Origin of the sequence: Antarctobacter aquimaris (genome assembly GCF_900184945.1) — a bacterium.
Classification (GTDB): domain Bacteria; phylum Pseudomonadota; class Alphaproteobacteria; order Rhodobacterales; family Rhodobacteraceae; genus Maliponia; species Maliponia aquimaris.
Window position 1 is genome coordinate 130026 of record NZ_FXYF01000011.1, and the last position, 25278, is coordinate 155303.

A 25278-nucleotide genomic window follows, 5' to 3' on the forward strand; every position below is an offset into this window, starting at 1 on the left:
GCCGTCAGCCGCCGGAGGCGCCCAGCGTGTCGGCGGCGGTCGAAAGCGTGCCCACCGCGCCCAGCGTGCCGGTCAGCGCCGCGATCACCTTGTTCCACTGAGTGAACGGGGCCTCGGTCACGTACAGCGTGTCCTGGTCGCGGATCACGAAATCCCGCGCCATGAACATGCCGTTGGGTTCGGTCAGGTCCAGCACGTAGACCACGCGCTGCGCGCCGATCAGGTCGGTCCGGCCCAGCACCTGGTTGGCGATCTCCGCCGGTTCGTTGCGGAACACGAAGACGCCGGTCGGATCCGCCGAAGTGGACAGCAGGCCGCCCACCTGCGCAATTGCCTCGACCGCCGAGATCACCTGGCTTTCGAACGGCACGCGCGCCTGGGTGCCGGTTGCGCCCAGCGCGGTGAAGGCGCGGGTGTCCTCCTCGACAAGGATGCGGTCGCCGCCGCGCAGCGCGATGTCGAACTTGGGGTTCTGGTAAAGATCCTGGAACCAGATCTTGCCCTTCTGGTCGCCGCGCAAGACGGTGATCTGCGCGATCTCGGGTTCGATCGTGATGCCGCCCGCGCGGGCCAGCATGGCCGACAGAGTCCGGGTCGGCCGTTCGATGGCATAGACACCCTGACCGCCGACCGAGCCGACAAGGCTCACGGTCGAGCCGTCGCCGGCCAGGCGGCGCACCTCGACCTGCGGGTCGGGCGTCTGGGCCTCCAGCCGCTCGGTGATGATCTGGCGGATCCGCTCAGGCGTGTTGTCGGCCGCGCGGATGCGTCCCGCGTAGGGCACGAAGATGAAGCCGGAGCCATCTACCTGCACCTCTTCGAGGACGGTCGAATTGGCCGTGGCGGTGGCCAGCAGCCCGTCGTCGACGTTTTCCCAGATGGTCAGGCCCAGGGTGTCGCCGGGCCGGATGGTGTCCGACCCCAGAACGCCGGCGTTCTTGAACGTGTCGGTAAAGCCCAGCGCAGGCACCACGGCGGTTGCCCGTGTCACCCTGTCGTTGACCGACACGATGAAGGCATCGCCTTGGCGTTGCACCGATCCCGCGAAGATTTCACGCTTGTTCGGGCCAACGCGGGGCAGGCCGCAAGATGCCACAACGGACACCGCGACCAGGAACGCGACTCCACGCGCCCACCGGGAGGGGGTAAGTTTCACTGCTCGGTCTCCTCGACCTGATTTTTGTACTGCCTCAGCTTTTTTCGATAAAGTATCGGAGTCCGGCGCAAAAAACCAGTGCCAAGGGCAGGGGGCGCTCAGCGCACGATGCGCAACTGTTGCCGAGGAGCCGCGGTTCCGTGGCTGAGGGCATCGTAGGGGTCGTCAGGAGACAGCATCATGTCGACAACCTGGCGCAGCAATTGCCGCCGCCCGCGCGCCGAATAGAAGCCGCCGGGCAGTTGCGAGGTCTCCAAAAGGTAGCGACGGTAGTCCTTGTAGGCCTTGTTGTCGGGCCGCGTCGGCTGGGCGAAGAATTCCGGCAGTGTCTGGGTCGAGACGAATTCCGGCTTGGCGTAGACGGCATCGCCGAAGACCTTGAGCGGGATTCCGCGCCACAGCACCTGCTGGGCGGCGGTGGAGTTCACGGTCACCGCGCTGCGCGCATCGTTCAGCAGCTGCGCCAGCTTGCCGCCGCGCACGTAGTGTACCCTGTCGGCCACGCCGTGCATCTGCGCCGAACGTGTCACGGCCCGGCGCACCTGCGCGCGGCCGTCCTCCAGCGGATGCGCCTTGAACACCAGGTGGTGATGGCCCGGCGCGCCTTCGGCAAAGCCGGCGATCACCAGGTCGACGAATTCCGGCATGGTGGAAAAGGGCGAATGTTTCTGGAAGCTGGAGTCGTGTTCCAGCTGCATCAACGCCAGGTGATAGGGAAAGCCGCCCATGCGGATGCGCGCGGTGGCGATCACCCGGTCGGCCCAGCCGAAGGGCATCAGCAGCAGGCGGCGCAGGTACAGCAGGAATTCCTGGAACACGGTCATCGAGCGGTGCGGCTGAAAGTTGCGATAGTCGCCGTTCCGGAACATCACGAACCAGTGGTAGAGCGCGCCGTAAAAGATGTGCTGGCGCATGTCGCCCCAGTGCGCCGGGGGCAGGGGGGCCTCCATGTCGGAAAGCTCCAGCGCGCGGCGCATGTCGTCCACGCCCATCTGCATCAGCCGCGAGTGCCCGTTGCTGCCGCCGCGCTCGTAGGTGACCCAGTAGGGCCGCATGTAGCCTTCTTCGAAGACATGCACCGTCAGGCCGCGCGCGCGGGCCTCCTCGACCGCCTGGGCGTGGATCGGGCGCACGTCGCCGTAGAGCACGATGTCCGTCACGCGCCGTGTTTCGACCAGGTCACGAAACCAGGCCCGCCAGTCGTCCAGCGTGCCGCGATAGGGCAGGTAGCTTTTGGGATGGAACCAGAAAGCGCGGTCGCCCGCGTTGAAGCCGACGCGCCAGACCTCTGCCCCCGTCCGGCGCAACATGCTGCCCAGCCGGTGAAAGAAGGGCCCGTGGGGTCCCTGGAGGAACAGAAAGACCCGTTTGTCGCCGGTTGCCTTGCTCATGGTGCCGCTTTATGTCCGGTGTCTGAACAACTGGTATAACGTTCCAGTTCGGCGAAAATAAGGCTGCGGGCCGCCGTGGCCCGGGGGAGGGCAGGAGATGTTCACCGGCATCGTTACCGACATGGGCACCGTGCGCAAGCTGGAACGCCGCGGCGATCTGCACGCGCGGATCGGCACTGCCTACGACACCTCGCGCATCGACATGGGCGCCTCCATCGCCTGCGACGGCGTCTGCCTGACGGTGGTGGGGCTGGGCGACGACTGGTTCGACGTCGACATCAGCGCCGAGACGGTGTCGAAAACCAATGTCGGCGGCTGGACCGAGGGCAAGCGGATCAACCTGGAGCGCGCGCTGCGGGTCGGGGACGAACTGGGCGGGCACATCGTGTCGGGCCATGTCGACGGCGTGGCCGAGATCGTCGCCATGGCGGACGAAGGCGAAAGCACCCGCGTCACCCTGTGCGCACCCGAGGCGCTGGCGCGCTTCATCGCGCCCAAGGGGTCGGTCGCGCTGAACGGTACCTCGCTGACGGTGAACGAAGTTTCGCGCTGTGATTTCGGCATCAACTTCATTCCGCACACCAAGAAGGTGACGACCTGGGGCGCCGCACGGGTGGGCGACAAGGTCAACCTCGAGATCGACACCCTGGCGCGCTATGTGGCGCGGTTGCAGGACTGGGCCTGATCGCAGCGGCCGTTTGCGGGTCTGCGCTGGTCGACTTCGGCATTGCAGGGCCATCCAGGCTGGCAGGCTTGACCGAATCCACCCGGCCCGGCACGGTTTGATACACGTAATGAGTGTATTGTGGGGCGTCTCATGCCGGATATCTCGGAGTTCATTCTCAATCTCTCCAATCCGATTCTGGCCTATTACCAGCGGCCCGACCGGCGTACCGGCGATCTGGTCATTTTCGAAACCTTCAGCGACGCCCGGTTCCACGGCCCGCTTGATCCTGCGATTGTCTCGGAGCTGAGAGGCGAGGGGCGCATCGTGATCGGCTACCTGAACGTCGCCGTCACCGACCACAACCGGACCTACTGGAACGACTCCTGGGTAACATACTCCGACTCGAACAACCGGGATGTCGGACCCATCGTTGCGGGCTCCACCGCACCCGACTGGCTGAGATCGCACCACGAGTATGCGACAGACCCCGACGGGACGGTCCATGGCTACATCGTCGACTACACCGATGCGCTCTGGCAGCAGCGGGTGATCGACGAGGCGGTGCACCTGGTCACGCCCGTCGCCCAAGGCGGGCTGGGTTACAGCGGTGTCTTCCTCGACGATGTCGGGCGCTACTACCAGGCTGCGGCCAACGATCCATCCTACGACACGGCACAGGCCGCGCAGGACATGGTCGCGTTCCTGGGGGCCATCACCTCGGCGGTGCGCGCCGTCGCGCCCGGCGCCTACATCGCCATCAATGGCGGCGCCTACCTGGGCTGGGACACGCAGGACCAGGCGACTGCGCTGGCCACACTTGCCGTCTTTCAGCAGATCGACGCGCTGATGATGGAGTCTCAGTTCGGGACCGGGGCCTGGGCCGACGTGCTGGCCAACGGCACGCACTGGGGCTTTGGCCAGGATTTCCTGGCGGTCGAGCATCTGTCCAATGCCGCGCTTCAGCCCGGCGCCTTTGCCGCCTGGGCGCGCGCCAACGGGATCGTGCCGCACGTGGCGGTGACCCCGGACTACGACCGCCCCGCCATGACCCCGCCGCCCGGCACCGCCGGGGCGGACCTGCTGTACGGCGGTGTGGGGCCGAACCTGCTGAACGTCATGGCGGGCAACGACACCGTCTTTGCCGGTGGCGGCAACGACACGGTCAACGGCGGTCTGGGCGACGATGTGCTGCATGGCCAGGCGGGTGACGACGACCTGATCGGCAGTTTCGGTGACGATCTCCTGTTCGGCGGTCCCGGGGCGGATCATGTCGTGGGTGGCTACGGCACGGACACGGCGTTTTACTATGCCTTCGAGCCGGGCGTCCTGGTCGATCTTCACGACAACTCGGTCAACGCGGGTGGCGCCCTGGGGGATGAACTCTACCAGGTGGAGAACCTGCACGGCACGGACCAGGCGGACGAACTGCGCGGCACCTGGTTCGAGAACGTGCTCTGGGGCGCGGGCGGAGCCGACACCCTGCATGGCCGCCATGGCAACGATACCCTGGTGGGAGGTGACGGCGACGACGTCCTGATCGGCGGCGTGGGACGCGATGTGCTGAACGGCGGGCCGGGCATCGACAGGGCGCATTATTACGTCACCGATGCCGGGTTCATCGCCGATCTGGCCATGCCGGGGGTCAATACATTTTCAGCGCGGGGTGACACCTACCTCTCGATCGAGAACCTGCACGGGGGCAACCAGAGTGACGATCTGCGCGGCGATGCCGGGGGCAACGTGATCTGGGGGGCGGGTGGGGACGACACGATCCACGGGCGCGGCGGCAACGATACCCTGCTGGGTCAGGCCGGCGACGACGTGCTGATCGGCGGACCGGGTGGCGATGTGCTGAACGGCGGGCCGGGCATCGACAGGGCGCATTATTACGTCACCGATGCCGGGTTCATCGCCGATCTGGCCATGCCGGGGCTCAACACCGGCGCCGCAGCGGGCGATACCTACGTGTCGGTCGAGAACCTGCATGGCGGCAACCAGGACGACGACCTGCGCGGCGACGGCGGGGACAACGTGATCTGGGGGGCGGGTGGGGACGATACCCTGCGCGGCCGTGAGGGTGACGACCTGCTGGTCGGGCAGGCGGGGGCGGATACCTTCATCTATGCCGATGGCTGGGACCGGGACACCATCGCCGGGTTTCAGGACGGCATCGACCGGATTCAGCTGCTGAACGTGCCCTTTGCCACGTCCGCCGAGGCCCTGGCCGCCGCCGACCAGTTGGGCGCGCATGTGGTGCTTGACCTGGGCAACGGCAACATTCTGACCGTGTTCAACACGACGTTGGCCGCCCTGGCAGACGACCTGTTTGTCTAGCGGCCTGCTCCGGGGTCACTCGGCCGGCTGAAATCCCAGGATCAGTTGCCGCAGACCCAGCGCCGCCCCGGCAAAAATCGCCGCGAAGGTGACCGGAGCCGACAGCGCCAGCACGGAAAAGGCGGACAGGCCCTGGCCCACCGAACAGCCCAGCGCGATCACCGCGCCGCCGCCCATCAGCGCTGCGCCGATGATCTGGCGGCGCAGCTCGCGCGGGTCCTCGCAGGCTTCCCAGCGGAAATGCCCCTTGATCAGCGACCCGATGAAGGCGCCGCCCCAGACCCCCGCGACCGATCCCACCGCAAAGCTCAGCGGCCGGGCCGAACCGGTCATCCACCACAGGATGGTGTCGCCCAGTGGCGCGGCAAAGCTGTGTGACACCACCGGCAAGTCCTCGAACCCGGTGCGGGAAACCCAGGATGTGCCCGCCCAGGCGATCACCACCGCCAGTCCGACCGCCGACGCCCAGGCGGCCTGCGCCGGCTTGGCCCAGACCGCGCGCGACGCGGCGGAGCCGGCCAGAATGAGCGCGCCGATTACCATGCCCAGCGCCGTCACCGGCACGCCCGTCAGCTGCGACAGTTGGTGTGCGATGCCCGGCGGCACCTCGGTCGTGACCGGCACCTGCGGAAAGACCATGTCGCGCAGCGGCGCCAGCGGCCCGGACAACACGACAAAGGTGGCCACCCCCATCACCAGCACGATCACGAAACTGCGCAGGTCGCCGCCGCCCAGACGCGCGATCGCGCCGTAACCGCACATGCCCGACAGCGCCATGCCGTAGCCGAACACCAGCCCGCCCAGGACCGAGGCCAGCGGCATCCAGCGGATCGAGAGGTAATAGGTCGCGCCGCCGTCCAGCAGGCCCGTGGCCATCAGGGCGAAACTGCCCAACACCGCCAGCCCCATCGCCATGCCCCACATCCGCAGCCGCACGGTCGAGTCGCCGTAGAGCGCATCCTCGATCGCGCCCAGGGTGCAGAACCGCCCCAGTCGCGCCGCCAGCCCCAGCAGCAGCCCACTGACCAGCCCGATCAGCGCCACGATGTGATGTTCGGTCAGGAATTCGCTCATGGACAGGCCCTCCCCGCCCGGACGTCCATTGTCCACCAAAGTATGCAAAGAACCTGATGCGCGTGCAAGCGTCCGGCGTGCACGGCTGCGCGATCCCGGGCCCTGGCCCGCGGGTCGTCAGCGGGTCAGGTCAGACGTCATTGTCGTCGCGGCAGAACAGGTCGTAGACGCATTCCAGCATCTTGCGCGGCTTGTCGTCCGCCAGCCGGTAATAGATCGCCTTGCCGTCGCGCCGGGGGATCACCAGCCCTTCGAGCCGCAGCCGTGACAGTTGCTGGCTGACCGCGGCCTGCCGGGCGGACAGCAGGTCCTCGAGTTCGGTGACCGACTTTTCCCCGGTGACGAGATGGCACAGGATCATCAGCCGTCCCTCGTGGCTGATCGCCTTGAGAAAGGACGACGCGGTTGTCGCCTTGTCCACGATCGCGTCGAGTTCGGCGTCGGTCAGATCGTCGTGCAGTACCGGAAGAGCCATCGTTCGTGCCTTGTCTCATTGGCCATCTGTGGGTTCGAACGCCGTGTGCTGTGCCAGCAGCTTGGCGTAGACCGGCCAGAAGAAATCCTCGCCCACGTAGCCTTCCATGCGGGCAATTTCCCGTCCATCCTCCACCAGGATGAAGGTCGGCGTAAAGCTGACCCGGCGGGCATAGGTCACGCCCTCGGGCGGCCCCATGTGCAGGTCGGCGCGCACCAGCGGCGCAAAGCGGCCCTCTGCGGTGTGTGGGTAGGCGGGCGCGATCTGGTCATCCCAGGCGGCGCAATAGGCACAGCCCGGCTGCTCCACCATGATCAGGCGGAGGTCGGACGCCAAGGCGGTCGCGGCGCTGAAAACAAGTCCAATGCCGGCGGCCAAAAAGAATTTCACGGATCGCATGTCGCACCGATTGACGCAAACTCAACGAACAACCTAATCTGAATATGTGAATTATTCAAGCAGAGGCGGCCAGACGTGCTCGAGATATCCTTCGCCGGTGCGGCATTTGCCGGGCTTCTGAGCTTTTTCACCCCCTGCATCCTGCCGATGGTGCCGTTCTACCTGTGCTACATGGCCGGGATTTCCATGGCGGAACTGCGGGCAGACGCCGGCATTTCGCGCGGCGCGCAACGGCGGCTGATCCTGTCGGCGGTGCTGTTTGCCGCCGGGGTCACCACGATCTTTGTGCTGCTGGGCATGGGGGCCACGGCGATCGGGCAGGCCTTTGCCGACTACCTCGACACGCTGAAATGGGTGGCGGTGGTGATTCTCGCGCTGTTCGGCCTGCATTTCCTGGGCGTGCTGCGGATCGGGCTGCTGTACCGCGAGGCGCGGCTGGAAAGCAGCGCCAAGCCGACGACGCTGCTGGGCGCCTACCTGATGGGCCTCGCCTTCGGCTTTGGCTGGACGCCCTGCGTCGGTCCGGCGCTGGCCTCGATCCTGATGATCGCCTCGGGCATGGGCGACATCACCCGCGGGGGGCTCCTGCTGCTGGTCTACGGTGTGGGCATGACCGCGCCCTTCGTGGTGGCGGCGCTGTTTTCCGGGCCGTTCCTGAAGTGGACGGCCCGCCACAGGAACAAGCTTCAGTATGTCGAGAAGGTGATGGGCGGCATGCTCATCGTCTTTGCGATTCTCATCGCGACCGATACGGTGAACATGATCGCCCAGTGGATGATCGAGACGTTCCCGTCCTGGACATCGCTGAGCTGACGGACACGCAACGCCGCGAGGGTGGGCGCCTGTCCCGCATCGCGCCAGAGGGAGGAAGATCGGATGAAGACATGGATCGGGGTGGCCTTGGCCGTGATCATGGCGCTGCCGGTGGCGGCGCAGGAGATGGGCGACGACGGGCTCTACAAGAGCCCGTGGATGCGCGACACCTTCAAGGACCTGCGCGAGGACCTGCAAGAGGCCAACGCCGAGGGCAAGCGGCTGGTGCTGTTCTTCGAACAGCGCGGCTGCATCTACTGCCGCCAGATGCACGAAGAGGTCTTTTCGGACCCGAAGATCTCCGAGTACATCGAGAACCACTATTTCGTTGTACAGTTGAACCTGCACGGTGACATCGAGGTCACCGACTTCGACGGTGAGGTGCTGAGCGAAAAGGACATGGCCCGCAAATGGCGGGTGCTGTTCACGCCCAACATCGTCTTTCTGCCCGAGGAGGTGCCCGAAGGGGTGACAGCGGTCGAGGCGGCCGTCGCGGTGATGCCCGGTGCCTTTGGAAAGGGAACTTCGATCGACATGTTCACCTGGGTCGCGGAAAAGCGTTATGACATGGAGGCCGAGACCGGCGAGGATTTTCAGCGCTACCACGCGCGTCGCATCCAGGAGCGCAGCAACGGCAGCTTCGACTGAGGTCGCTATTGCTGCTGCGCCATTATCGCTGCGCCATGCGATTCGAGGTTGCGGGATGGCGGGTGGCCGTGAGTGCCGTGCCACGCCCTTTTTGCCGTGCTGATCCGCTGCAAACACGGTGGTTGTCGGTGCCTCGCACGGTACGGAGCGGGCAGCAGGGGCAGGTCGCGTCGACATGGGTCCGGGGACGGCGCACGAGCAATCCCCTGACAAACTTGCCGAATTTGGCGGGTCATCGGAGCAAGGGCAGGCCGGTGCAAGCCCCCGGTGCCGCGGGAGCGTGCGGCGAAACGGAGCAATAATTCACATCCGTGAATTTGTTGTTGCGAAATGGATGTCCGGTGGCCTACGGTACGCCGCAATAGCGATCAGCTAGGGCCTCGCAGGGGGCCATAAAGCCTAGGGAGGGAATATGAGGCTTACAGCACTGACAGCGGTGGCAGCTCTGATTGCCGGATCCGCGTTCGCAGAGACGGTGGCTCCCGGAGATGTCCAATACGGCGAGTATGGCGAGGTCGAGGCTTCGCTGACCGGCGTGGCGGGCAACCCCGACGTCGGCCGCGAAGTGATGGTCGACCGCGGCAAGGGCAACTGCATCGCCTGCCATGAAGTGACGGCCCTCAAGGACGAGCTGTTCCATGGCGAGGTTGGTCCGACGCTGGACGGTGTCGGTGGCTATCGCTCCGAGGCCGAACTGCGCGGCATCCTCGCCAACGCCAAGAAGACATTCGAAGGTTCGGTGATGCCGGCCTTCTACAAGACCAGCGGCTTTATCCGTCCCGGCGATGGCTACACCGGGAAGGCCGCGAAAGAGGAAGACCTGACGCCGATCCTGTCGGCCCAGGAAATCGAGGATGTGGTCGCCTACCTGCTGACGCTGCAGGACAGCTGACCTTCTAATCTAGGAGAAACACCATGGACTTCACGAGACGTGAAACCCTGGCGCTGGGTGCAGGTGCAGCGGCGATGGCGCTGCTGCCGATGCACGCGGTTGCACAGGCCGCCGCCGACGCCGAGATGGTCGGTAACCCCGACGATTTCCTGGCCGGAGCGACGGCGGGAACGGGTGATCTGACGCTGAACGCGCCGGAAATCGCCGAGAACGGCAACACCGTTCCGGTCTCGATCGACGCCCCCGGCGCGGTCGAGGTGCGCGTCTACGCGCTTGGCAACCCGACACCGGGTGTCGCCACCTTCCGCTTTGGCCCGCTCGCCGGTTCGCGCGTGGCGTCGACCCGTATCCGCCTTGCCGGCACGCAGGACGTGCAGGCCATCGCCAAGATGGCAGACGGCAGCTACGTGACCGCGATGAAGACCGTCAAGGTCACCATCGGCGGCTGCGGCGGCTGACCCTGCGGCTCATTCCAGAGGAGTTCTGAAACATGGCATCCGATGTCAAACCCCGCGTCAAGGCCCCCAAGTCGGCATCCGCCGGCGAGGTCGTGACCCTCAAGACCCTGATCTCCCACAACATGGAGTCGGGCCAGCGCAAGGACAGCTCGGGCAACCTGATCCCGCGTTCGATCATCTGGCGCTTTACCTGCGACTTCAACGGGCAGAACGTGATCGACATCGTTCTCGCGCCGGCGATCTCGACCAACCCGTACTTCGAATTCGACGCGACCATTCCGGAAACGGGCGATCTGAAGTTCACCTGGTACGACGATGACGGCTCTGTCTACGAGGACGTCAAGACCGTCGAAGTCGGCTGACAGGCAAGAGAATCCTGCCCCGCGCGACGTGGGGCGGGATCGCCAATTGGGAGGGTAACTATATGAAATTCAAGGCAATGACGGCTATGGCCGCACTGCTGCTGGCGCCGGTGGCCTTTGCCGGAGGTGCCGACGACGATGTGCTGACGATCGACGGGCAGGAGATCATGACCAAGGTTCCCGCGCCGCCGGCGCTGGCCGAGGCCGGCATCGACACCGCGATCTCGGGCTGGCACTTCCGCGAGGATGACACCCAGGCCATGCAGCTCGACACCTTCGACAACCCGGGGATGATCTTCGTGGATCAGGCCATGGATGCCTGGAACACCGCCGAAGGCACTGCCGGCAAGTCCTGCGCGGACTGCCACGGCGATGCAGCCGACAGCATGAAGGGTGTCCGCGCGGTCTATCCGAAGTGGAACGAGGAAGCCGGCGAGATGCGCACGCTGGCCATGCAGATCAACAACTGCCGGACCGAACAGATGGGCGCCGAAGCCTACAAGTATGACGGCGACCAGATGACCGCCATGGAGGCGCTGATCTCGGTGCAGTCGCGCGGGATGCCCGTGAACGTGGCGACCGACGGCCCCGCCGCCGAGTTCTACGAGAAGGGCAAGGAAATCTACTACACCCGATTCGGCCAGCTCGAACTGTCGTGTGCCAACTGCCACGAACAGAACTATGGCAACTACATCCGCGCCGACCACCTGTCGCAGGGCCAGATCAACGGTTTCCCGACCTACCGACTGAAGAATGCCGGCCTGGTGCAGACGCACAACCGTTTCCGCGGCTGCATCCGCGACACCCGCGCCGAAACCTTCTCGGTCGGCTCGCCGGAGTTCATCGCACTTGAGCTGTATGTCGCGTCGCGCGGCAACGGCCTGAGCGTCGAAGGACCCTCCGTCCGTCAATAAATCCCGGCAACCCCGCGTCAGGCGACTGGCGCGGGGTTTCTCCTTGTCAACCCATTCACACATGCGCATGTGTGTCATGAGATAGAAAGACCCTCCCCATGATCTCAAGACGCGATTTCCTGCAAGTGTCCATGGCGGCCTCCGCAATGCTCGGGGGCTCCGGCTTCGGCAACTGGGCGCGGCTGGCCGCGCAGCAGAAGCTGACCCAGGACCAGCTTTTGCAATTCGACACCTTCGGCAACGTGAGCCTGATCCACGTCACCGACATCCATGCGCAGCTGAAGCCGATCTACTTCCGCGAACCCTCGGTCAACATCGGTGTCGGCGGCAACCGCGGCGCCGTGCCCCACGTCACGGGCGCGGATTTTCGCAAGCTCTACGGCATCGAGGACGGTTCGCCCTCGCATTACGCGCTCAGCTCGGGCGATTTCGAGGCGCTCGCCCGCGGTTACGGCAAGGTCGGCGGCATGGACCGCGTGGCGACCGTGGTCAAAGCCATCCGCGCCGACCGTCCCGACGCGCTGCTGCTGGACGGCGGCGACACCTGGCACGGCTCCTACACCTGCTATCACACGCAGGGGCAGGACATGGTCAACGTCATGAACGGGCTGAAGCCCGACGCGATGACCTTCCACTGGGAATTCACGCTGGGCACCGACCGGGTCAGGGAACTGGTCGAAGGCCTGCCCTTCGCCGCGCTGGGCCAGAACATCTTTGACGCCGAGTGGGACGAACCGCTGCTGGATCTTTTCCCGCCCTACACCTTCTTCGAGCGTGGCGGCGCCAAGATCGCCGTCATCGGCCAGGCCTTCCCCTACATGCCCATCGCCAACCCGCGTTGGATGTTCCCCGAGTTCTCCTTTGGCATCCGCGACGAGAACATGCAGGCCATGGTGGACGAGGTCCGCGAGCAGGGCGCGGACCTGGTGGTCTGCCTGTCGCACAACGGGTTTGACGTCGACAAGAAGATGGCCTCCAAGGTCACCGGCATCGATATCATCCTGACCGGCCACACCCACGACGCGCTGCCCGAACCGGTGCTGGTGGGCGAAACCATCCTGATCGCCTCGGGGTCGAACGGCAAATTCGTCTCCCGCGTCGATCTGGACGTGCGCGACGGCCGCATGATGGGCTTCCGGCACAAGCTGATCCCGATCTTCTCGGACGTGATCGCGCCGGACCCGGAGATGGCCGCCCTGATCGACGAACAGCGCGCGCCCTATGCCGCCGAGCTGTCCGAGGTGATCGGCAAGACCGACTCGCTGCTGTACCGTCGCGGCAACTTCAACGGCACCTGGGACGACCTGATCTGCGACGCGCTGCTGTCCGAGCGTGAGGCCGACATCGCCATGTCGCCGGGTGTGCGCTGGGGTCCGTCGCTGATCCCCGGCGACGACATCACGCGCGAGGACATCTGGAACGTCACCTCGATGACCTACGGCGCGGCCTACCGCACCGAGATGACCGGCGAGTTCATCAAGATCATCCTCGAGGACGTGGCCGACAACATCTTCAACCCCGACCCGTACTACCAGCAGGGCGGCGACATGGTCCGCATCGGTGGCATGGGCTACCGCTGCGACGTGACCAAGCCGCAGGGCGAGCGGATCACCAATATGACCCTGCTCAAGACCGGCGAGGCCATCGACCCGGCCAAGAATTACGTCGTCGCGGGCTGGGCCTCGGTCAACGAGGGCACCGAGGGGCCGCAAATCTGGGACGTGGTCGAAAGCCACATCCGTAAGATGGGGACCGTGTCGGTTCAACCGCGCGACACCGTCGAAGTGGTCAACGCCTGAACGCACCCACGTCTTTCCGGCGGGCCTTGGCCCGCCGAAATTCTCGCCAAGTCATTCACATAGATGAATGAAATGATCCGTAAGGAGAACCCAATGAGCAAGGAAAGCAACGGCCCCTCCCGCCGCCAGTTCCTGACCAGTGCCGCGGCACTTGGCGCAGGGGCGGTGGCCGCCACCGGCGTCCGCGCCGCCACCCCCGATCCGCTGATCACCGAGGTCCAGCCCTGGGCCAGCGGCTTTGGCGACGGAGTCGACGCCACGCCCTACGGCCTGCCGATCAAGTTCGAAGGCGATGTCATCCGCCGCAACGTGGAATGGCTGACCGCCGACACCATTTCGTCGATCAACTTCACGCCGATCCACGCGCTGGACGGCACGATCACCCCGCAGGGCTGCGCTTTTGAGCGGCACCATTCGGGCGCGATCGAGCTGTCGAAAGACGATTACCGGCTGATGATCAACGGCTTGGTCGACAAGCCGCTGGTCTTTTCCTACGCCGATCTGGAGCGGTTCCCGCGTGAACAGCACGTCTATTTCTGCGAGTGCGCGGCCAACACCGGGATGGAATGGGCGGGCGCACAGTTGAACGGCGCGCAGTTCACCCACGGCATGATCCACAACATGGAATACACCGGCGTGCCGCTGCGCACCCTGCTGGCCGAAGCCGGCCTGGATGCGGCGGGCGACCTCAAGGACAAGTGGGTCTATGTCGAGGGCGCCGACGCTTCGTCGAACGGCCGCTCGATCCCGATGGAAAAGGCGATGGACGACGTCCTCGTCGCCTTCAAGGCCAATGGCGAGGCGCTGCGCAAGGAGCACGGCTACCCGGTCCGCCTGGTGGTTCCCGGCTGGGAAGGCAACATGTGGGTCAAGTGGCTGCGCCGCGTCGAGGTCCTCGACGGCCCGGTCGAAAGCCGCGAAGAGACCTCGAAATACACCGACACGCTGGCCGACGGCACCTCGCGCAAGTGGACCTGGGTGATGGACGCCAAGTCCGTCATCACCTCGCCCAGCCCGCAGGCCCCCATCACCCATGGCCAAGGGCCGCTGGTCATCACCGGCATGGCCTGGTCGGGCCACGGCAAGATCACCCGCGTCGACGTGTCCAAGGACGGCGGCAAGACCTGGGAGACCGCGCGCCTCGCGGCCCCGGGCGAGGACAAGGCGCTGACCCGCTTCTACCTCGACACCACCTGGAACGGCGAGGACATGCTGATCCAGTCGCGCGCGATGGACGAGACCGGCTATGTCCAGCCGACCAAGGCGCAGCTGCGCTCTGTCCGCGGGCTGAATTCGATCTATCACAACAACTGCATCCAGACCTGGCATGTGAAAACCAACGGGGAGGCCGAAAATGTCGAAGTCTCTTAATCTTTTCGGCGGAGCCGTTGGCGGCATCGGCCTTCTTCTGCTGGGCGCCTACAACTTTGCCGACCGCAATGTCGCGCATTTCCCGGACAAGCCGCAGATGTTGGGCGAACTGCCCGCGCCGATCCCGACACCCGCGGCCCCGGTCCAGACGGCCGAGGCCCCGGCTGCGGACCCGGCGGCGGCCGACGGCGGCCTGGTTGGCGCCGCGCATGCCGACAACGGGGATTCCAAGGGCCTGCGCTTTGGCCTGGGCCGCGAGGCCCTGCCCGAGGAAATCGCCGCCTGGAACCTGGACGTCAGCCCGGACGGCACCGGCCTGCCGGTCGGCACCGGCAACGCGCTGGACGGCGAGCCGATCTTCGAGGACAACTGCGCGGCCTGCCACGGCTCCTTTGCCGAGGGGGTCGACAACTGGCCCAAGCTGGCCGGCGGCATGGACACGCTCGACCGCGACGATCCGCTGAAGACGGTGGGGTCCTACTGGCCCTACACCAGCACGGTCTGGGACTACGTCCACCGCTCCATGCCCTTCGGCAACGCGCAGTCGCTGACGGTCGACGACACCTATGCCATCGTCGCCTACATCCTCTACATGAACGACGTGATCGAGGATGACTTTGACCTGACGCAAGAGACGTTGCCGCAGGTCACCCTGCCCAACGCCGAAGGCTTCATCGTCGACGACCGCGCCGAGACCGAGTACACGGTCTGGCGCACCGAGCCCTGCATGGAAAACTGCAAGGACAGCGTCGAGATCACCATGCGCGCCACCGTGCTGGACGTGACGCCGCAGGAAGAGGGCGCCGCCGCCGACCCGGCGCCGGAGCCCGAGGCTGTGGCCGCGGTCGAGCCTGCTCCGGCAGCCGAAGCGGCCCCCGCGGCCGAGGCGGCACCGGCCGCGGCCCCCGCCGCCGAACCCGCCGCCGATGCGCTGGACCCGGAACTTGTCGCCGCCGGCGAGAAGGTCTTTGGCAAGTGCAAGGCCTGCCACCAGATCGGCGAAGGTGCCGCGAACCGCGTCGGCCCGCAGCTGAACGGCATCGTGGGCCGCGCGGTCGGCGGTCTCGATGACTTCAAGTATTCCAGCGGCATGGCCGAGCACGGCGGCGTCTGGGACGACGCCACGCTGGCCGCCTTCCTGGCCAACCCCAAGGGCGAGGTGAAGGGCACCAAGATGGCCTTTGCCGGGCTGAGGAAGGACAGCGACGTGGCGGCGATGATCGCCTACCTGAAGTCCTTTTCGCAGTAAGACACGATGAAGAGGCTGGTCTTGACAGCCCTCGTCTCGCTGGCCCCCCTCTTCTGGGGGGCCGCACAGGCTGAGGAGAACGCCCAGCTGATCGGTGACGCCGATCGCGGGGCGAAAATTTTTCAGAAGTGCAGCGGCTGTCACCAGGTCGGTCCGGGCGCGGAGAACCGCGCCGGTCCGCATCTCAACAGCCTCTTCGGTCGCCGCGCCGGCAGCATCGAGGGGTTTGATTACTCTGACTCGATGGATCGCGCGCATAATGACGGCCTGACCTGGACCCTGCGCAATCTTGACGCCTACATCGAGAACCCGCGTGCGCTGGTCTCTGGCACGCGCATGTCTTTCCGGGGGATCAAGGACCCGCAGGACCGCCAAGACGTGCTGGCCTACCTGCGCAGCTTCACTGCCAGCCCGCAGGACATCCCGGAATCCGCACCGACCGCCATCCGCCGCGAGGTGGAGCTTGCGCCCGATACCCTCGCCATCGTCGGCGACGTGGCTTACGGTGAATACCTCGCCTCGGAGTGCCTGACCTGCCACAAGCGGGACGGCGCGGACGAGGGCATTCCCTCGATCGTCAAATGGCACGAGGAAGATTTCGTCGTCGCCATGCACGCCTACAAACGGAAGTTGCGTCCGCACCCGGTCATGCAGATGATGGCAGGAAGACTGTCTGACGAGGAGATCGCGGCGCTGGCCGCCTATTTCGCCACCATCGAATGACCGGAGGGTCGGGTATTCCGCAATTGAGAGAGACCCGTTTCGCAGCAAGATTGCCTGTCAGGGGCGCTTCGCCCCTGTGTCCGGGCCAGGTCCGGGCGCGCGGTTTTGAAGCCGGGGCGCGTGCCCCGGGCGATTTTGGGGAAACTCATGCAGATGACCTTTGCCACCCGGATTGTGATGTTGGGCGCCCTTCTGGCGCTGGCGGCGTTCCTCGGCCTGTTGCCGGCCTGACGCGGCGGCCTGACGCCCATCAAGACTTTTTCCAAACGAAGAGACCCCCGCGCTGCCCCGTGCCGCGCGGGGTTTTCGTTTTGACGACCCAGCCTGCCTGCGACCCCGGGACCTTCAACCAGCCGGGGCCCAGGAGCCAGACCGACTGTCCCACAAGGAGGAGATGGACATGACATTGAACAGAAGAGCTTTTCTCGGCAGCGCCACGGCGGCGGCGGCCGCGCTTTCGGCGCCCATGGTGCGCGCGCAGGGCAAGCCGCGCGTGGTGGTGATCGGCGGCGGGGCCGGGGGCGCGACAGCGGCCCGCTACGTCGCCAAGGATTCGAACGGCGAGATCGACGTCACGCTGATCGAACCGACGCGCAGCTATTACACCTGCTTTTTCTCGAACCTCTACATCGGCGGCTTTCGCACGCTGGAGAGCCTCGCGCACAGCTATGCCAAGCTGGCCACGGACCACGGCATCAACGTGGTGCACGACTGGGCGACGGGTGTGGACCGCGATGCCAAGACGGTGGCCCTGGCCGGGGGCGGGCGGGTGCCCTATGACCGGCTGATCATCTCGCCGGGCATCGACTTTGTCGAAGGTTCGGTGCCGGGCTGGGATCTGTCGGCGCAGACCGTCATGCCGCACGCCTACAAGGCCGGCACCCAGACCGCGCTGCTGAGGGCGCAGGTCGAGAGCATGCCCGAGGGCGGCACCTATGTGATGATCGCGCCGCCGAACCCCTACCGCTGCCCGCCCGGCCCCTACGAGCGGATCAGCATGGTGGCGCATGTGCTCAAGGAGAAGAACCCGACCGCCAAGATCATCATCGCCGACCCGAAGGACAAGTATTCCAAGCAGGCGCTGTTCGAGGAAGGCTGGCAGAACCACTATGGCGGCATGATCGAGCGGCTCGGCCCGGATTTCGGCGGCGGCAACGTCACGGTGAACCCGGCGACCATGGAGGTCGACATCGACGGCGAGATCGTCAAGGCCGACGTCTGCAACGTGATCCCGGCGCAGAAGGCCGGGTTGATCTGCGACGCCGCCGGGCTGACCGACGGCAATTGGGCGCCGGTGGACGGGCACAGCATGGTGTCGCGGATGGATGAGAACATCCACATCCTGGGCGACGCCACCAACCAGGGCGACATGCCGAAGTCCGGCTACTCGGCCAATTCGCAGGCCAAGGTGGCGGCCATGGCGGTACGCGGCGCGCTGACCGGCAGCCGCGTTTTCCCGGCGAAATACTCCAACACCTGCTGGTCGCTGATCGCGACCGACGACGGGGTGAAGGTGGGCGCGGCCTATGAGCCCACCGAGGAGAAGATCGCCAGCGTGTCGAGCTTTGTCAGCCAGACCGGCGAGGACGCGGCGATGCGCAAGGCGACCTACGAGGAATCGCTGGGCTGGTACGCGGGGATCACCTCGGACATGTTCGGCTGACGCCGGCCTGATGAAAGGGGTTTCGCCGCGCTGGCGCGCGGCGACCGGCGGCGGCGGGCTGCGCCCGCCGCCGTTTGCCTGTTCGATCCTCGGCACGGGGGCGGCATATGTCCTCCGAGGGTATTTCAACAGAGAAGAAGCCCGGGACAGTCTCGATGACCCCGGCAAAGCGCGCAGGCGTTCAGGACCGATGTGGATCGGCGCGTCGCCCTGCCGCATGCACGCGCCTCCGCACCGCTTGACCCTGCCGGGAAAACCGCGCCTCCTCGGTCCATGCCCCACGATCACCACCATCACCCTGTAGACCCCGAAGCCGGCGACACGCGCATGGCGGCGGCCATCGGCGTCAACCTGCTGCTGACGGTCGCGCAGGTCGCGGGGGGCCTCCTGTCCGGCTCGCTCGCCATGATCGCCGATGCCCTGCACAACTTTTCCGACGCGGCGAGCCTGGTCATCGCCGCCTGGGCGCGGCGGATCGCGCGGCGGCCATCGGACGACGTGATGACCTTCGGCTATGCGCGCGCCGAGGTCGTGGCCGCGCTGATCAACTTGACCACACTGATCGTGATCGGGCTCTACCTGGTTTACGAGGCGGTCCTGCGGTTCTTCGATCCGCAGGAGGTGATCGGCTGGCTGGTGATCGCAATCGCGGCGGTGGCGCTGGTGGTTGACCTTGCGACCGCGGCGCTGACCTACAGCCTGTCGAAGACCAGCGTGAACATCCGCGCGGCTTTCATGCACAACATGGCGGATGCGCTGGGGTCGTTGGCGGTGATCCTGGCGGGGGCGCTGATCTGGGCCTTTGGCTGGACCTGGGTGGATCCGGCGATCACCCTGCTGATCGCGGGCTACATCCTGTGGATGGCCTGGTCGGAGATTGGCGGGGTGATCCGCATCTTGATGCTGGGCAGCCCGCCGCGGCTGTCGGCCGAGCGTGTCCTGGAAACGGCCGAAGCGGTCGAGGGGGTGCAGGGGCTGCACCATGCGCACCTGTGGCTGATGGACGAGCATCAGACCGCGTTGCAGGCGCACATGGTGATCGAGACCGGGGCCTGGGCGCGGGCCGACGCGATCAAGGATGCGGTGAAGACTATCCTCGCGGAACGTCACGGGCTGACTCATGTGACGCTGGAAATGGAATGCTCCGCCCATGTCTGCACGGGTGCGCGGCGGATCGGGCACTGAGCGGATTGCCAGTTCAGGCCAGGGTCAACCCCTTGATCTGGCCCAGCAGGCGCGGGATCTGGTCCTTGAACTTGAAAAAACCGGCTGTGGCATGCGGCCAAGCCTGCGCGTCGTAGGGGCGCATGACCTGCACAATTGGCACGTCTGTCACCTGCGACAAGACCTCGGCCACCGGGCCGACCGGGGCGTAGGCGGTGACGATCTGCTCGGCCCCAAGGTTCCGTGCCCAGTCCGTCATCTGCTCCGCTGTCTCGACCGGACCGGAAAGCGGGCCGAGGCGGTCGTGCCAGCGGGTCGCGGTCTCTTGCAGCAGGGCGCGGCGGAAGTCGGTCACTTGCGGCGCGACCAGCAGCGGTGACAACCGGGCGCTGGCGCCCAGCAGTGCGGTAGCGGCGGGGCTCAGACCCTGGTCCAGCAGCCAACCCGGCGACAGGTCGTCTTCGTGCAGCGCGAAAGCGGTGCGGCGGGCCGGATCGAAGCGGGCCGGGGACGGCAGCGCCCGGCGCGGTGGGGGCGGCGGGCCGTCGACAGGCGGGGCAGTGGTCGCCAGCGTGCTTGGGGCGGGTCGAAAGCGGCCCTCGGTATAGGTGGCGATGTTGTCGGGGCGCGCGAGGTAGGTCTTGCCCGGCGTCTGCAAACCCGCCACCCAGCGCCAGCTGAGCGTGTTCGACGCAGGGTCGCCATCCAGCAGGTGGCGCAAGAAGAGATCCGAGCCCAGCTCCCACGGCAGCCGCAGCGTGAATATCCAGATCGAGGCGAACCACATCCGCGCGTGATTGTGCAGGTAGCCGGTTTGTGCCAGTTCCCGCGCCCAGGCATCGAAACAGTCGATGCCGGTCTGTCCCAGGCAGGCGTCCTCCCACCGGGCGCGTAGCGTGCCCTGGGTCTGCACCGCGTCCAGCGCGCGGCGCAGGTCGGCCTGGTAGGCGGTCCAGACTGCGGGCCGCATTTCCAGCCAGCCCCTCCAGTAGGTCCGCCAATAGACCTCCTGCAGGAACTTTTCGGCTGCCTGCGCGGAATGCCGTCCCAGGACCGCCGCCAGCACCTCTTCCTCGGTCAGCACCCGGTGGCGGATGTAGGGCGACAGGCCCGACACGGCATTGTGCCGCCCCGGACCCATGTCATGGTTGCGACGGGCGGCATAGCTGCGGCCGGCGTGGGGCACGAACCGGCTCAGCGTCTCCAGCGCGGCGGCCCGGGTGGGCTGGAATTCTGTCTGTTCGCTCATGCCGCGAGGGTAGGGCGGTCCCGCCGTCCTGCAAGGCTACCCATTTCGCGCCCGCCCCTTGCGGCCCCCGGGGGGCGATACTAAGACTCGGGTAACCAACACGCGTTACGACATTCCCAGAAGTAGCAGAGCAGGCAGGCCGTGATGAAAGACCCGTATGAGACCTACATGAACCTCGTGCCCATGGTGGTCGAGCAGACAAGCCGCGGCGAACGCGCCTACGACATCTTCTCGCGCCTGCTGAAGGAACGGATCATCTTCCTGAACGGGCCGGTGCATGACGGCATGTCGTCGCTGGTGGTCGCGCAGTTGCTGCACCTCGAGGCCGAGAACCCGTCCAAGGAAATCTCGATGTATATCAACAGCCCCGGTGGTGTCGTCACCTCGGGCCTGTCGATCTACGACACCATGCAGTACATCAAGCCGAAGGTCTCCACGCTGGTGATCGGGCAGGCGGCGTCGATGGGTTCGCTGCTGCTGACCGCCGGGGCCAAGGGCATGCGCTTCTCGCTGCCCAACTCGCGGATCATGGTCCACCAGCCGTCGGGCGGCTACCAGGGCCAGGCGACGGACATCATGATTCACGCCGAGGAGACGCTGAAGCTGAAGCGGCGCCTGAACGAGATCTATGTCAAGCACACCGGCCAGCCCTACGAAACGGTCGAGGCCGCGCTGGAGCGCGACAACTTCATGGATGCCGAAAAGGCCAAGGAGTGGGGCCTGATTGACGAAATCGTGACCTCGCGCGTGCCCGAAGGCGAAGGCGGTGACAAGTAAGGCGCTGTGTCGAGCGGCCCCGCTCCGATGACCGGCGCGGGGCCAATTTTCGGATTGTCGCGCCCGGTGACGTGGCCTAAGCTGACCGGATACTGGCGGCAGGTGGTGATGTGGGGCGCAAAGCCGACCGTCGGCGAAGCGGAATAACCGGGATCGAGACCGGGAAAGGTTCACTATGGCAACGAATTCAGGCGGCGATAGCAAGAACACCCTCTACTGCAGTTTCTGCGGCAAGAGTCAGCACGAAGTGCGCAAGCTGATCGCAGGCCCCACCGTCTTCATCTGTGACGAATGCGTCGAACTCTGCATGGACATCATCCGTGAAGAGACCAAGGGCGCGGGGCTCAAGTCCGCCGACGGCGTCCCCACGCCGCGCGAGATCTGCAATGTGCTGGACGACTACGTGATCGGCCAGCAGAAGGCCAAGCGCGTGCTCTCCGTCGCCGTGCACAACCACTACAAGCGGCTGAACCACGCGCAGAAGTCCTCGGACATCGAGCTGGCCAAGTCCAACATCCTGCTGATCGGCCCGACCGGCTGCGGCAAGACCCTGCTGGCGCAGACGCTGGCGCGCATCCTGGATGTGCCCTTTACCATGGCCGATGCCACCACGCTGACCGAGGCCGGGTATGTGGGCGAGGACGTGGAAAACATCATCCTCAAGCTGCTGCAGGCGTCGGAATACAACGTGGAGCGCGCGCAGCGCGGCATCGTCTACATCGACGAGGTCGACAAGATCACCCGCAAGTCGGAAAACCCCTCGATCACCCGCGACGTGTCGGGCGAGGGCGTGCAGCAGGCGCTGCTCAAGCTGATGGAAGGTACGGTGGCCTCGGTTCCGCCGCAGGGCGGGCGCAAGCATCCGCAGCAGGAGTTCCTGCAGGTGGACACCACCAACATCCTGTTCATCTGCGGCGGCGCCTTTGCCGGTCTTGAAAAGATCATCGCGCAGCGCGGCAAGGGGTCGGCCATGGGCTTTGGCGCCGATGTCCGCGACAATGACCAGCGCAATGTCGGCGAGATGTTCAAGGATCTCGAACCCGAGGACCTGCTGAAATTCGGCCTGATCCCGGAATTCGTCGGCCGCCTGCCGGTGATCGCGACGCTCGAGGATCTGGATGAGGATGCGCTTGTCACCATCCTGACCCAACCCAAGAACGCCCTGGTCAAGCAGTACCAGCGCCTGTTCGAGATGGAGGACACCAAGCTGGCCTTCACCGAGGACGCGCTGGCCGCCATCGCCAAGCGCGCCATCGCGCGCAAGACGGGCGCGCGGGGGCTGCGCTCCATCCTCGAGGGCATCCTCCTGGACACCATGTTCGAACTGCCGGGCATGGACGAGGTGATCGAGGTGGTGGTGAACGAAGAGGCGGTGAATTCGGATGCCAAGCCGCTGATGATCTACGCCGATCAGAAGAAAGAGGGCGCTTCTGCCGGGTAAGCCAGGGCGCATGTCACGACCGTAAGGCGGGGTTTTTCCCCGCCTTTCCTTTTGCCGCAGACCAATTGTTACAGGACAGCCAGATGACCATCACCCGCATCCATTCGGGCAGCCCCTTCGAGGAAAGGATCGGCTATTGCCGTGCCGTTGTTGCGGGCGGTTTCGTGCATGTCGCCGGGACGGTGGGGCAGGGGGAGACCGTGCAGGACCAGTGCCGCGCCGCTTTGGCAACCATCCAGGCGGCGCTGGACAAGGCGGGCGCCAGCCTGTCGGACGCGGTGCGCGTCACCTACTACCTGCCGGACCGGCACGAATTCGAACCTTGCTGGCCGATCCTGCGCGAAGCGTTCGGCGCCAACCCGCCCGCTGCCACCATGGTGGAATGCGCGCTGATCGACCCAAAGTACCGCATCGAGATCGAACTGACCGTGCTGGCTCCCGGGGCCTGAGGGCGGTGACGTGCAGCGCTACTGCTGCGCGACCTCTATCGCCACGTCCAGCACCTCGCCCGCGCCGCCCTGCCGCGTACCCCGCACCGGAGCGGCGTCGTGGTAGTCCAGCCCGGTCGCCACGCGGACATAGCGCCGATCCGGCGAAATGCAGTTCGAACAGTCAAAGCCGACCCAGCCCAGCTCGGGAATATGCGCCTCGGCCCAGGCGTGCATGGCGTCCTGGTCCACCCGGTCGTCCAGCAACAGGTAGCCCGAGACATAGCGCGCCGGCAGCCCCATCTCGCGCGCGCAGGCCAGGAAGACGTGTGTGTGGTCCTGGCAGACGCCCTTGCCCTCGGCAAGCGCATCCTCGGCGGTCCAGTCCGCCTCTGACGCGCCCACCTCGTAACTGACCGCCTCGGCGATGGCCGCCATCAGGGCGTGCGCCCGGCTCAGCTCGGTCCCTTCGGGCAGTCCGCGCACCAACGCACGCGACGCAGCCCCCGGCTTGGTGCGCGGGGTGGGGCGCAGGTACAGCCACAGCGGCCCCGGCCCCTGGTGCCTGCCCACGATGCCATGCGTTTCGCCCAGTTCCACCGTGCCTTCGCAGGTGATGGTCAGCTCCTGCGTGCCTTTTGCGAGGCCGATCAGTTCGACGGTGTTCTGGTGGTGATCGACGTACTGCAATTCCTTCTGGCCACCGCTGACTTCGGTCTTCCAGTCGAGAACCTTCTGGTTGTGGCGCGACTTCGGCGTCTTGCGCAGTTGTTGCAGGCCAAAGTTGACCGGCTCCTCAAAGCGGTAGCGGGTGGTGTGGCGGATCGTCAGCTGCATGGGTCTCTCGCGATGGTCACGGGCCGCGCCCGGAAACGCCCGGTCATTCGTAGAACCGGTAGTCGATTTCGATCTGCCGCCCGACATCGCCCAGGTGGAACAGAAGTTTCTGGATGAATTCGTGCAGCCCGTATTCGAACACCGCGTCGATGTCGAAGCTCAGGTAGGCGCGTTCGATGTGATCGACCATGGTGTAGGAGGGTGTCCGCAACCCGTAGTCCGAGTTCAGATACCCCAGGTTGTCCAGCAGCTTGCGCGTGCAGAAGGCCAGCGAGCGGGGCATGCGCGGGTTCAGGATCAGGAACTGCGCGATGTCGCGCGGCTCGGTCGAGGCGCCGTATTCCATGCGGAACCCGCCCCGCGCCGACACCGACCGCAGGATGGTTTCCCACTGCACGTTGTCGATCGAACTGCCCACCGCCGTCGCCGAGGGCAGCAGCACGTAGTATTTCACGTCGAGGATGCGCGCGGTGTTGTCGGCCCGTTCCAGAAAGGTGCCCAGCCGGGCGAAATCGTAGATGTCGTTGCGCAGCATGGTGCCATGCGTCGCCCCGCGCACCAGCCCGGCGCGCTCGCGGATCATGCCCAGCGCGTTGTGCAGGTCGCGTTCGGACACCTTTCGCGCCAGCGCATCGCGGGCGCGCATGTAGGTGCCGTTCATCGCCTCCCAGACCTCCAGCGTGATCGCGGTGCGCACCATGCGCGCGTTCATCCGCGCCCGCTCGATGCAGGACAGCACCGACGAGGAGTTCTCCTTGGAGCGCAGCAGCCAGTCGATCGCCGCCTCCTTGGTGACGGTCTCGTTGTGCTTCAGGAACCCGTCCAGCGTTCCGGCGGTCTGCAACACCGATTTCCATTCGCCTTCCGAACTGCCCAGCCGCGTCAGCGCGATGCGCTGCCCCGTCTCGATCAGCCGCGCGGTGTTCTCCGCCCTCTCAAGCCCCCGGTACATCCAGAAGAGGCCGTTTGCAGTCTTGCCCAGCATGTCCCGGCC

General features: G+C 65.9%; 25 protein-coding genes. 17 read left to right on the plus strand and 8 right to left on the minus strand.

Going from position 1 to position 25278, the window contains the following annotated elements; genetic code table 11:
* Window positions 1-4: 4 nt before the first annotated feature.
* Together MAA8898_RS18365 and MAA8898_RS18370 are read right to left on the minus strand one after the other, a co-directional pair.
* Entirely contained in the window at window positions 5-1156 is a 1152-nt protein-coding gene (locus MAA8898_RS18365) for a polysaccharide biosynthesis/export family protein (protein ID WP_094022484.1), read from the minus strand.
* Between the two features lie 98 nt (window positions 1157-1254).
* Entirely contained in the window at window positions 1255-2547 is a 1293-nt protein-coding gene (locus tag MAA8898_RS18370) for a capsule polysaccharide biogenesis protein (RefSeq protein WP_094022485.1), read from the minus strand.
* A 97-nt stretch (window positions 2548-2644) separates the two neighbouring features.
* On the opposite strand from MAA8898_RS18370, the gene MAA8898_RS18375 reads away from it, so the two are divergent.
* The gene (locus tag MAA8898_RS18375) at window positions 2645-3232 is read left to right on the plus strand and encodes a riboflavin synthase (protein ID WP_094022486.1); all 588 of its coding nucleotides are present in this window, start codon (window positions 2645-2647) and stop codon (window positions 3230-3232) included.
* 132 nt (window positions 3233-3364) lie between these two features.
* Entirely contained in the window at window positions 3365-5548 is a 2184-nt protein-coding gene (locus MAA8898_RS18380) for a hypothetical protein (RefSeq protein WP_094022487.1), read from the plus strand.
* Window positions 5549-5563: 15 nt separating this feature from the next.
* On the opposite strand, the gene MAA8898_RS18385 is transcribed toward MAA8898_RS18380, so the two are convergent.
* The 3 genes from MAA8898_RS18385 to MAA8898_RS18395 all read right to left on the minus strand — a co-directional run bounded on the left by MAA8898_RS18385 (window position 5564) and on the right by MAA8898_RS18395 (window position 7433).
* Window positions 5564-6622 (minus strand): YeeE/YedE family protein, encoded by a 1059-nt coding sequence (locus tag MAA8898_RS18385; protein WP_094022488.1) that lies wholly within the window; start codon window positions 6620-6622, stop codon window positions 5564-5566.
* A 130-nt stretch (window positions 6623-6752) separates the two neighbouring features.
* Complete coding sequence (locus MAA8898_RS18390) at window positions 6753-7097, minus strand: ArsR/SmtB family transcription factor (RefSeq protein WP_094022489.1); 345 nt, start codon at window positions 7095-7097, stop codon at window positions 6753-6755.
* A gap of 15 nt (window positions 7098-7112) precedes the next feature.
* Window positions 7113-7433, minus strand: coding sequence for a thioredoxin fold domain-containing protein (locus MAA8898_RS18395; protein WP_370738630.1), 321 nt, complete (start codon window positions 7431-7433; stop codon window positions 7113-7115).
* 138 nt (window positions 7434-7571) lie between these two features.
* Between MAA8898_RS18395 and MAA8898_RS18400 the strand changes: the two genes are divergently transcribed.
* From MAA8898_RS18400 to MAA8898_RS18455, 12 genes are all read left to right on the plus strand, one after another.
* The gene (locus MAA8898_RS18400; protein ID WP_094022491.1) at window positions 7572-8309 is read left to right on the plus strand and encodes a cytochrome c biogenesis CcdA family protein; all 738 of its coding nucleotides are present in this window, start codon (window positions 7572-7574) and stop codon (window positions 8307-8309) included.
* 63 nt (window positions 8310-8372) lie between these two features.
* Complete coding sequence (locus MAA8898_RS18405; RefSeq protein WP_094022492.1) at window positions 8373-8957, plus strand: thioredoxin family protein; 585 nt, start codon at window positions 8373-8375, stop codon at window positions 8955-8957.
* Window positions 8958-9369: 412 nt separating this feature from the next.
* The gene (soxX, locus tag MAA8898_RS18410) at window positions 9370-9849 is read left to right on the plus strand and encodes a sulfur oxidation c-type cytochrome SoxX (RefSeq protein WP_094022493.1); all 480 of its coding nucleotides are present in this window, start codon (window positions 9370-9372) and stop codon (window positions 9847-9849) included.
* A gap of 23 nt (window positions 9850-9872) precedes the next feature.
* On the plus strand, window positions 9873-10307 hold the full coding sequence (soxY, locus tag MAA8898_RS18415) for a thiosulfate oxidation carrier protein SoxY (RefSeq protein ID WP_094022494.1): 435 nt from the start codon (window positions 9873-9875) through the stop codon (window positions 10305-10307).
* A 32-nt stretch (window positions 10308-10339) separates the two neighbouring features.
* Window positions 10340-10669 carry a thiosulfate oxidation carrier complex protein SoxZ gene (soxZ, locus tag MAA8898_RS18420; protein ID WP_094022495.1) on the plus strand — a complete coding sequence of 110 codons (330 nt, stop codon included), beginning with the start codon at window positions 10340-10342 and terminating at the stop codon, window positions 10667-10669.
* 62 nt (window positions 10670-10731) lie between these two features.
* Window positions 10732-11583 (plus strand): sulfur oxidation c-type cytochrome SoxA, encoded by an 852-nt coding sequence (soxA, locus tag MAA8898_RS18425; RefSeq protein ID WP_094022496.1) that lies wholly within the window; start codon window positions 10732-10734, stop codon window positions 11581-11583.
* A gap of 98 nt (window positions 11584-11681) precedes the next feature.
* A complete protein-coding gene (gene soxB / locus MAA8898_RS18430; RefSeq protein ID WP_094022497.1) occupies window positions 11682-13382 on the plus strand; it encodes a thiosulfohydrolase SoxB in 1701 nt (566 codons plus the stop codon).
* A 93-nt stretch (window positions 13383-13475) separates the two neighbouring features.
* Window positions 13476-14753: a sulfite dehydrogenase gene (gene soxC, locus MAA8898_RS18435; RefSeq protein ID WP_094022498.1), complete on the plus strand. Its 1278-nt coding sequence runs from the start codon at window positions 13476-13478 to the stop codon at window positions 14751-14753.
* Window positions 14737-16002 carry a c-type cytochrome gene (locus tag MAA8898_RS18440; protein WP_094022499.1) on the plus strand — a complete coding sequence of 422 codons (1266 nt, stop codon included), beginning with the start codon at window positions 14737-14739 and terminating at the stop codon, window positions 16000-16002. The genes soxC and MAA8898_RS18440 overlap by 17 nt, the downstream gene beginning before the upstream one ends.
* 6 nt (window positions 16003-16008) lie before the next feature.
* Window positions 16009-16725 (plus strand): c-type cytochrome, encoded by a 717-nt coding sequence (locus tag MAA8898_RS18445; RefSeq protein WP_094022500.1) that lies wholly within the window; start codon window positions 16009-16011, stop codon window positions 16723-16725.
* 400 nt (window positions 16726-17125) lie between these two features.
* Window positions 17126-18388, plus strand: coding sequence for an NAD(P)/FAD-dependent oxidoreductase (locus MAA8898_RS18450; RefSeq protein ID WP_094022525.1), 1263 nt, complete (start codon window positions 17126-17128; stop codon window positions 18386-18388).
* 273 nt (window positions 18389-18661) lie between these two features.
* A complete protein-coding gene (locus tag MAA8898_RS18455) occupies window positions 18662-19573 on the plus strand; it encodes a cation diffusion facilitator family transporter (protein ID WP_094022501.1) in 912 nt (303 codons plus the stop codon).
* A 13-nt stretch (window positions 19574-19586) separates the two neighbouring features.
* Here the strand turns inward: MAA8898_RS18455 and MAA8898_RS18460 are convergent, their stop codons facing one another.
* Window positions 19587-20801: an FAD-binding domain-containing protein gene (locus MAA8898_RS18460; RefSeq protein ID WP_094022502.1), complete on the minus strand. Its 1215-nt coding sequence runs from the start codon at window positions 20799-20801 to the stop codon at window positions 19587-19589.
* 144 nt (window positions 20802-20945) lie between these two features.
* Here MAA8898_RS18460 and MAA8898_RS18465 point away from each other — a divergent pair, with 144 nt between their 5' ends.
* The 3 genes from MAA8898_RS18465 (at window position 20946) to MAA8898_RS18475 (ending at window position 23468) form a co-directional block, all read left to right on the plus strand.
* A complete protein-coding gene (locus MAA8898_RS18465; protein WP_094022503.1) occupies window positions 20946-21578 on the plus strand; it encodes an ATP-dependent Clp protease proteolytic subunit in 633 nt (210 codons plus the stop codon).
* A 175-nt stretch (window positions 21579-21753) separates the two neighbouring features.
* Entirely contained in the window at window positions 21754-23019 is a 1266-nt protein-coding gene (gene clpX / locus MAA8898_RS18470; RefSeq protein WP_094022504.1) for an ATP-dependent Clp protease ATP-binding subunit ClpX, read from the plus strand.
* An 83-nt stretch (window positions 23020-23102) separates the two neighbouring features.
* Window positions 23103-23468: a RidA family protein gene (locus MAA8898_RS18475; protein WP_094022505.1), complete on the plus strand. Its 366-nt coding sequence runs from the start codon at window positions 23103-23105 to the stop codon at window positions 23466-23468.
* 18 nt (window positions 23469-23486) lie between these two features.
* On the opposite strand, the gene MAA8898_RS18480 is transcribed toward MAA8898_RS18475, so the two are convergent.
* Window positions 23487-24284 carry a transglutaminase family protein gene (locus tag MAA8898_RS18480; protein ID WP_094022506.1) on the minus strand — a complete coding sequence of 266 codons (798 nt, stop codon included), beginning with the start codon at window positions 24282-24284 and terminating at the stop codon, window positions 23487-23489.
* Between the two features lie 43 nt (window positions 24285-24327).
* On the minus strand, window positions 24328-25269 hold the full coding sequence (locus tag MAA8898_RS18485) for an alpha-E domain-containing protein (RefSeq protein ID WP_094022507.1): 942 nt from the start codon (window positions 25267-25269) through the stop codon (window positions 24328-24330).
* Window positions 25270-25278 lie beyond the last annotated feature (9 nt).

Coding starts and splice junctions, on each gene's coding strand:
- soxC (WP_094022498.1), top strand. CDS start 13,476: ATGAGCAAGGAAAGCAACGGCCCCTCCCGCCGCCAGTTCCTGACCAGT.
- MAA8898_RS18405 (WP_094022492.1), top strand. CDS start 8,373: ATGAAGACATGGATCGGGGTGGCCTTGGCCGTGATCATGGCGCTGCCG.
- MAA8898_RS18480 (WP_094022506.1), bottom strand. CDS start 24,284: ATGCAGCTGACGATCCGCCACACCACCCGCTACCGCTTTGAGGAGCCG.
- MAA8898_RS18390 (WP_094022489.1), bottom strand. CDS start 7,097: ATGGCTCTTCCGGTACTGCACGACGATCTGACCGACGCCGAACTCGAC.
- soxY (WP_094022494.1), top strand. CDS start 9,873: ATGGACTTCACGAGACGTGAAACCCTGGCGCTGGGTGCAGGTGCAGCG.
- MAA8898_RS18485 (WP_094022507.1), bottom strand. CDS start 25,269: ATGCTGGGCAAGACTGCAAACGGCCTCTTCTGGATGTACCGGGGGCTT.
- soxA (WP_094022496.1), top strand. CDS start 10,732: ATGAAATTCAAGGCAATGACGGCTATGGCCGCACTGCTGCTGGCGCCG.
- MAA8898_RS18450 (WP_094022525.1), top strand. CDS start 17,126: ATGACATTGAACAGAAGAGCTTTTCTCGGCAGCGCCACGGCGGCGGCG.
- MAA8898_RS18445 (WP_094022500.1), top strand. CDS start 16,009: ATGAAGAGGCTGGTCTTGACAGCCCTCGTCTCGCTGGCCCCCCTCTTC.
- MAA8898_RS18380 (WP_094022487.1), top strand. CDS start 3,365: ATGCCGGATATCTCGGAGTTCATTCTCAATCTCTCCAATCCGATTCTG.
- MAA8898_RS18455 (WP_094022501.1), top strand. CDS start 18,662: ATGCCCCACGATCACCACCATCACCCTGTAGACCCCGAAGCCGGCGAC.
- soxX (WP_094022493.1), top strand. CDS start 9,370: ATGAGGCTTACAGCACTGACAGCGGTGGCAGCTCTGATTGCCGGATCC.
- MAA8898_RS18375 (WP_094022486.1), top strand. CDS start 2,645: ATGTTCACCGGCATCGTTACCGACATGGGCACCGTGCGCAAGCTGGAA.
- MAA8898_RS18385 (WP_094022488.1), bottom strand. CDS start 6,622: ATGAGCGAATTCCTGACCGAACATCACATCGTGGCGCTGATCGGGCTG.
- clpX (WP_094022504.1), top strand. CDS start 21,754: ATGGCAACGAATTCAGGCGGCGATAGCAAGAACACCCTCTACTGCAGT.
- MAA8898_RS18475 (WP_094022505.1), top strand. CDS start 23,103: ATGACCATCACCCGCATCCATTCGGGCAGCCCCTTCGAGGAAAGGATC.
- soxZ (WP_094022495.1), top strand. CDS start 10,340: ATGGCATCCGATGTCAAACCCCGCGTCAAGGCCCCCAAGTCGGCATCC.
- MAA8898_RS18440 (WP_094022499.1), top strand. CDS start 14,737: ATGTCGAAGTCTCTTAATCTTTTCGGCGGAGCCGTTGGCGGCATCGGC.
- soxB (WP_094022497.1), top strand. CDS start 11,682: ATGATCTCAAGACGCGATTTCCTGCAAGTGTCCATGGCGGCCTCCGCA.
- MAA8898_RS18460 (WP_094022502.1), bottom strand. CDS start 20,801: ATGAGCGAACAGACAGAATTCCAGCCCACCCGGGCCGCCGCGCTGGAG.
- MAA8898_RS18370 (WP_094022485.1), bottom strand. CDS start 2,547: ATGAGCAAGGCAACCGGCGACAAACGGGTCTTTCTGTTCCTCCAGGGA.
- MAA8898_RS18465 (WP_094022503.1), top strand. CDS start 20,946: ATGAAAGACCCGTATGAGACCTACATGAACCTCGTGCCCATGGTGGTC.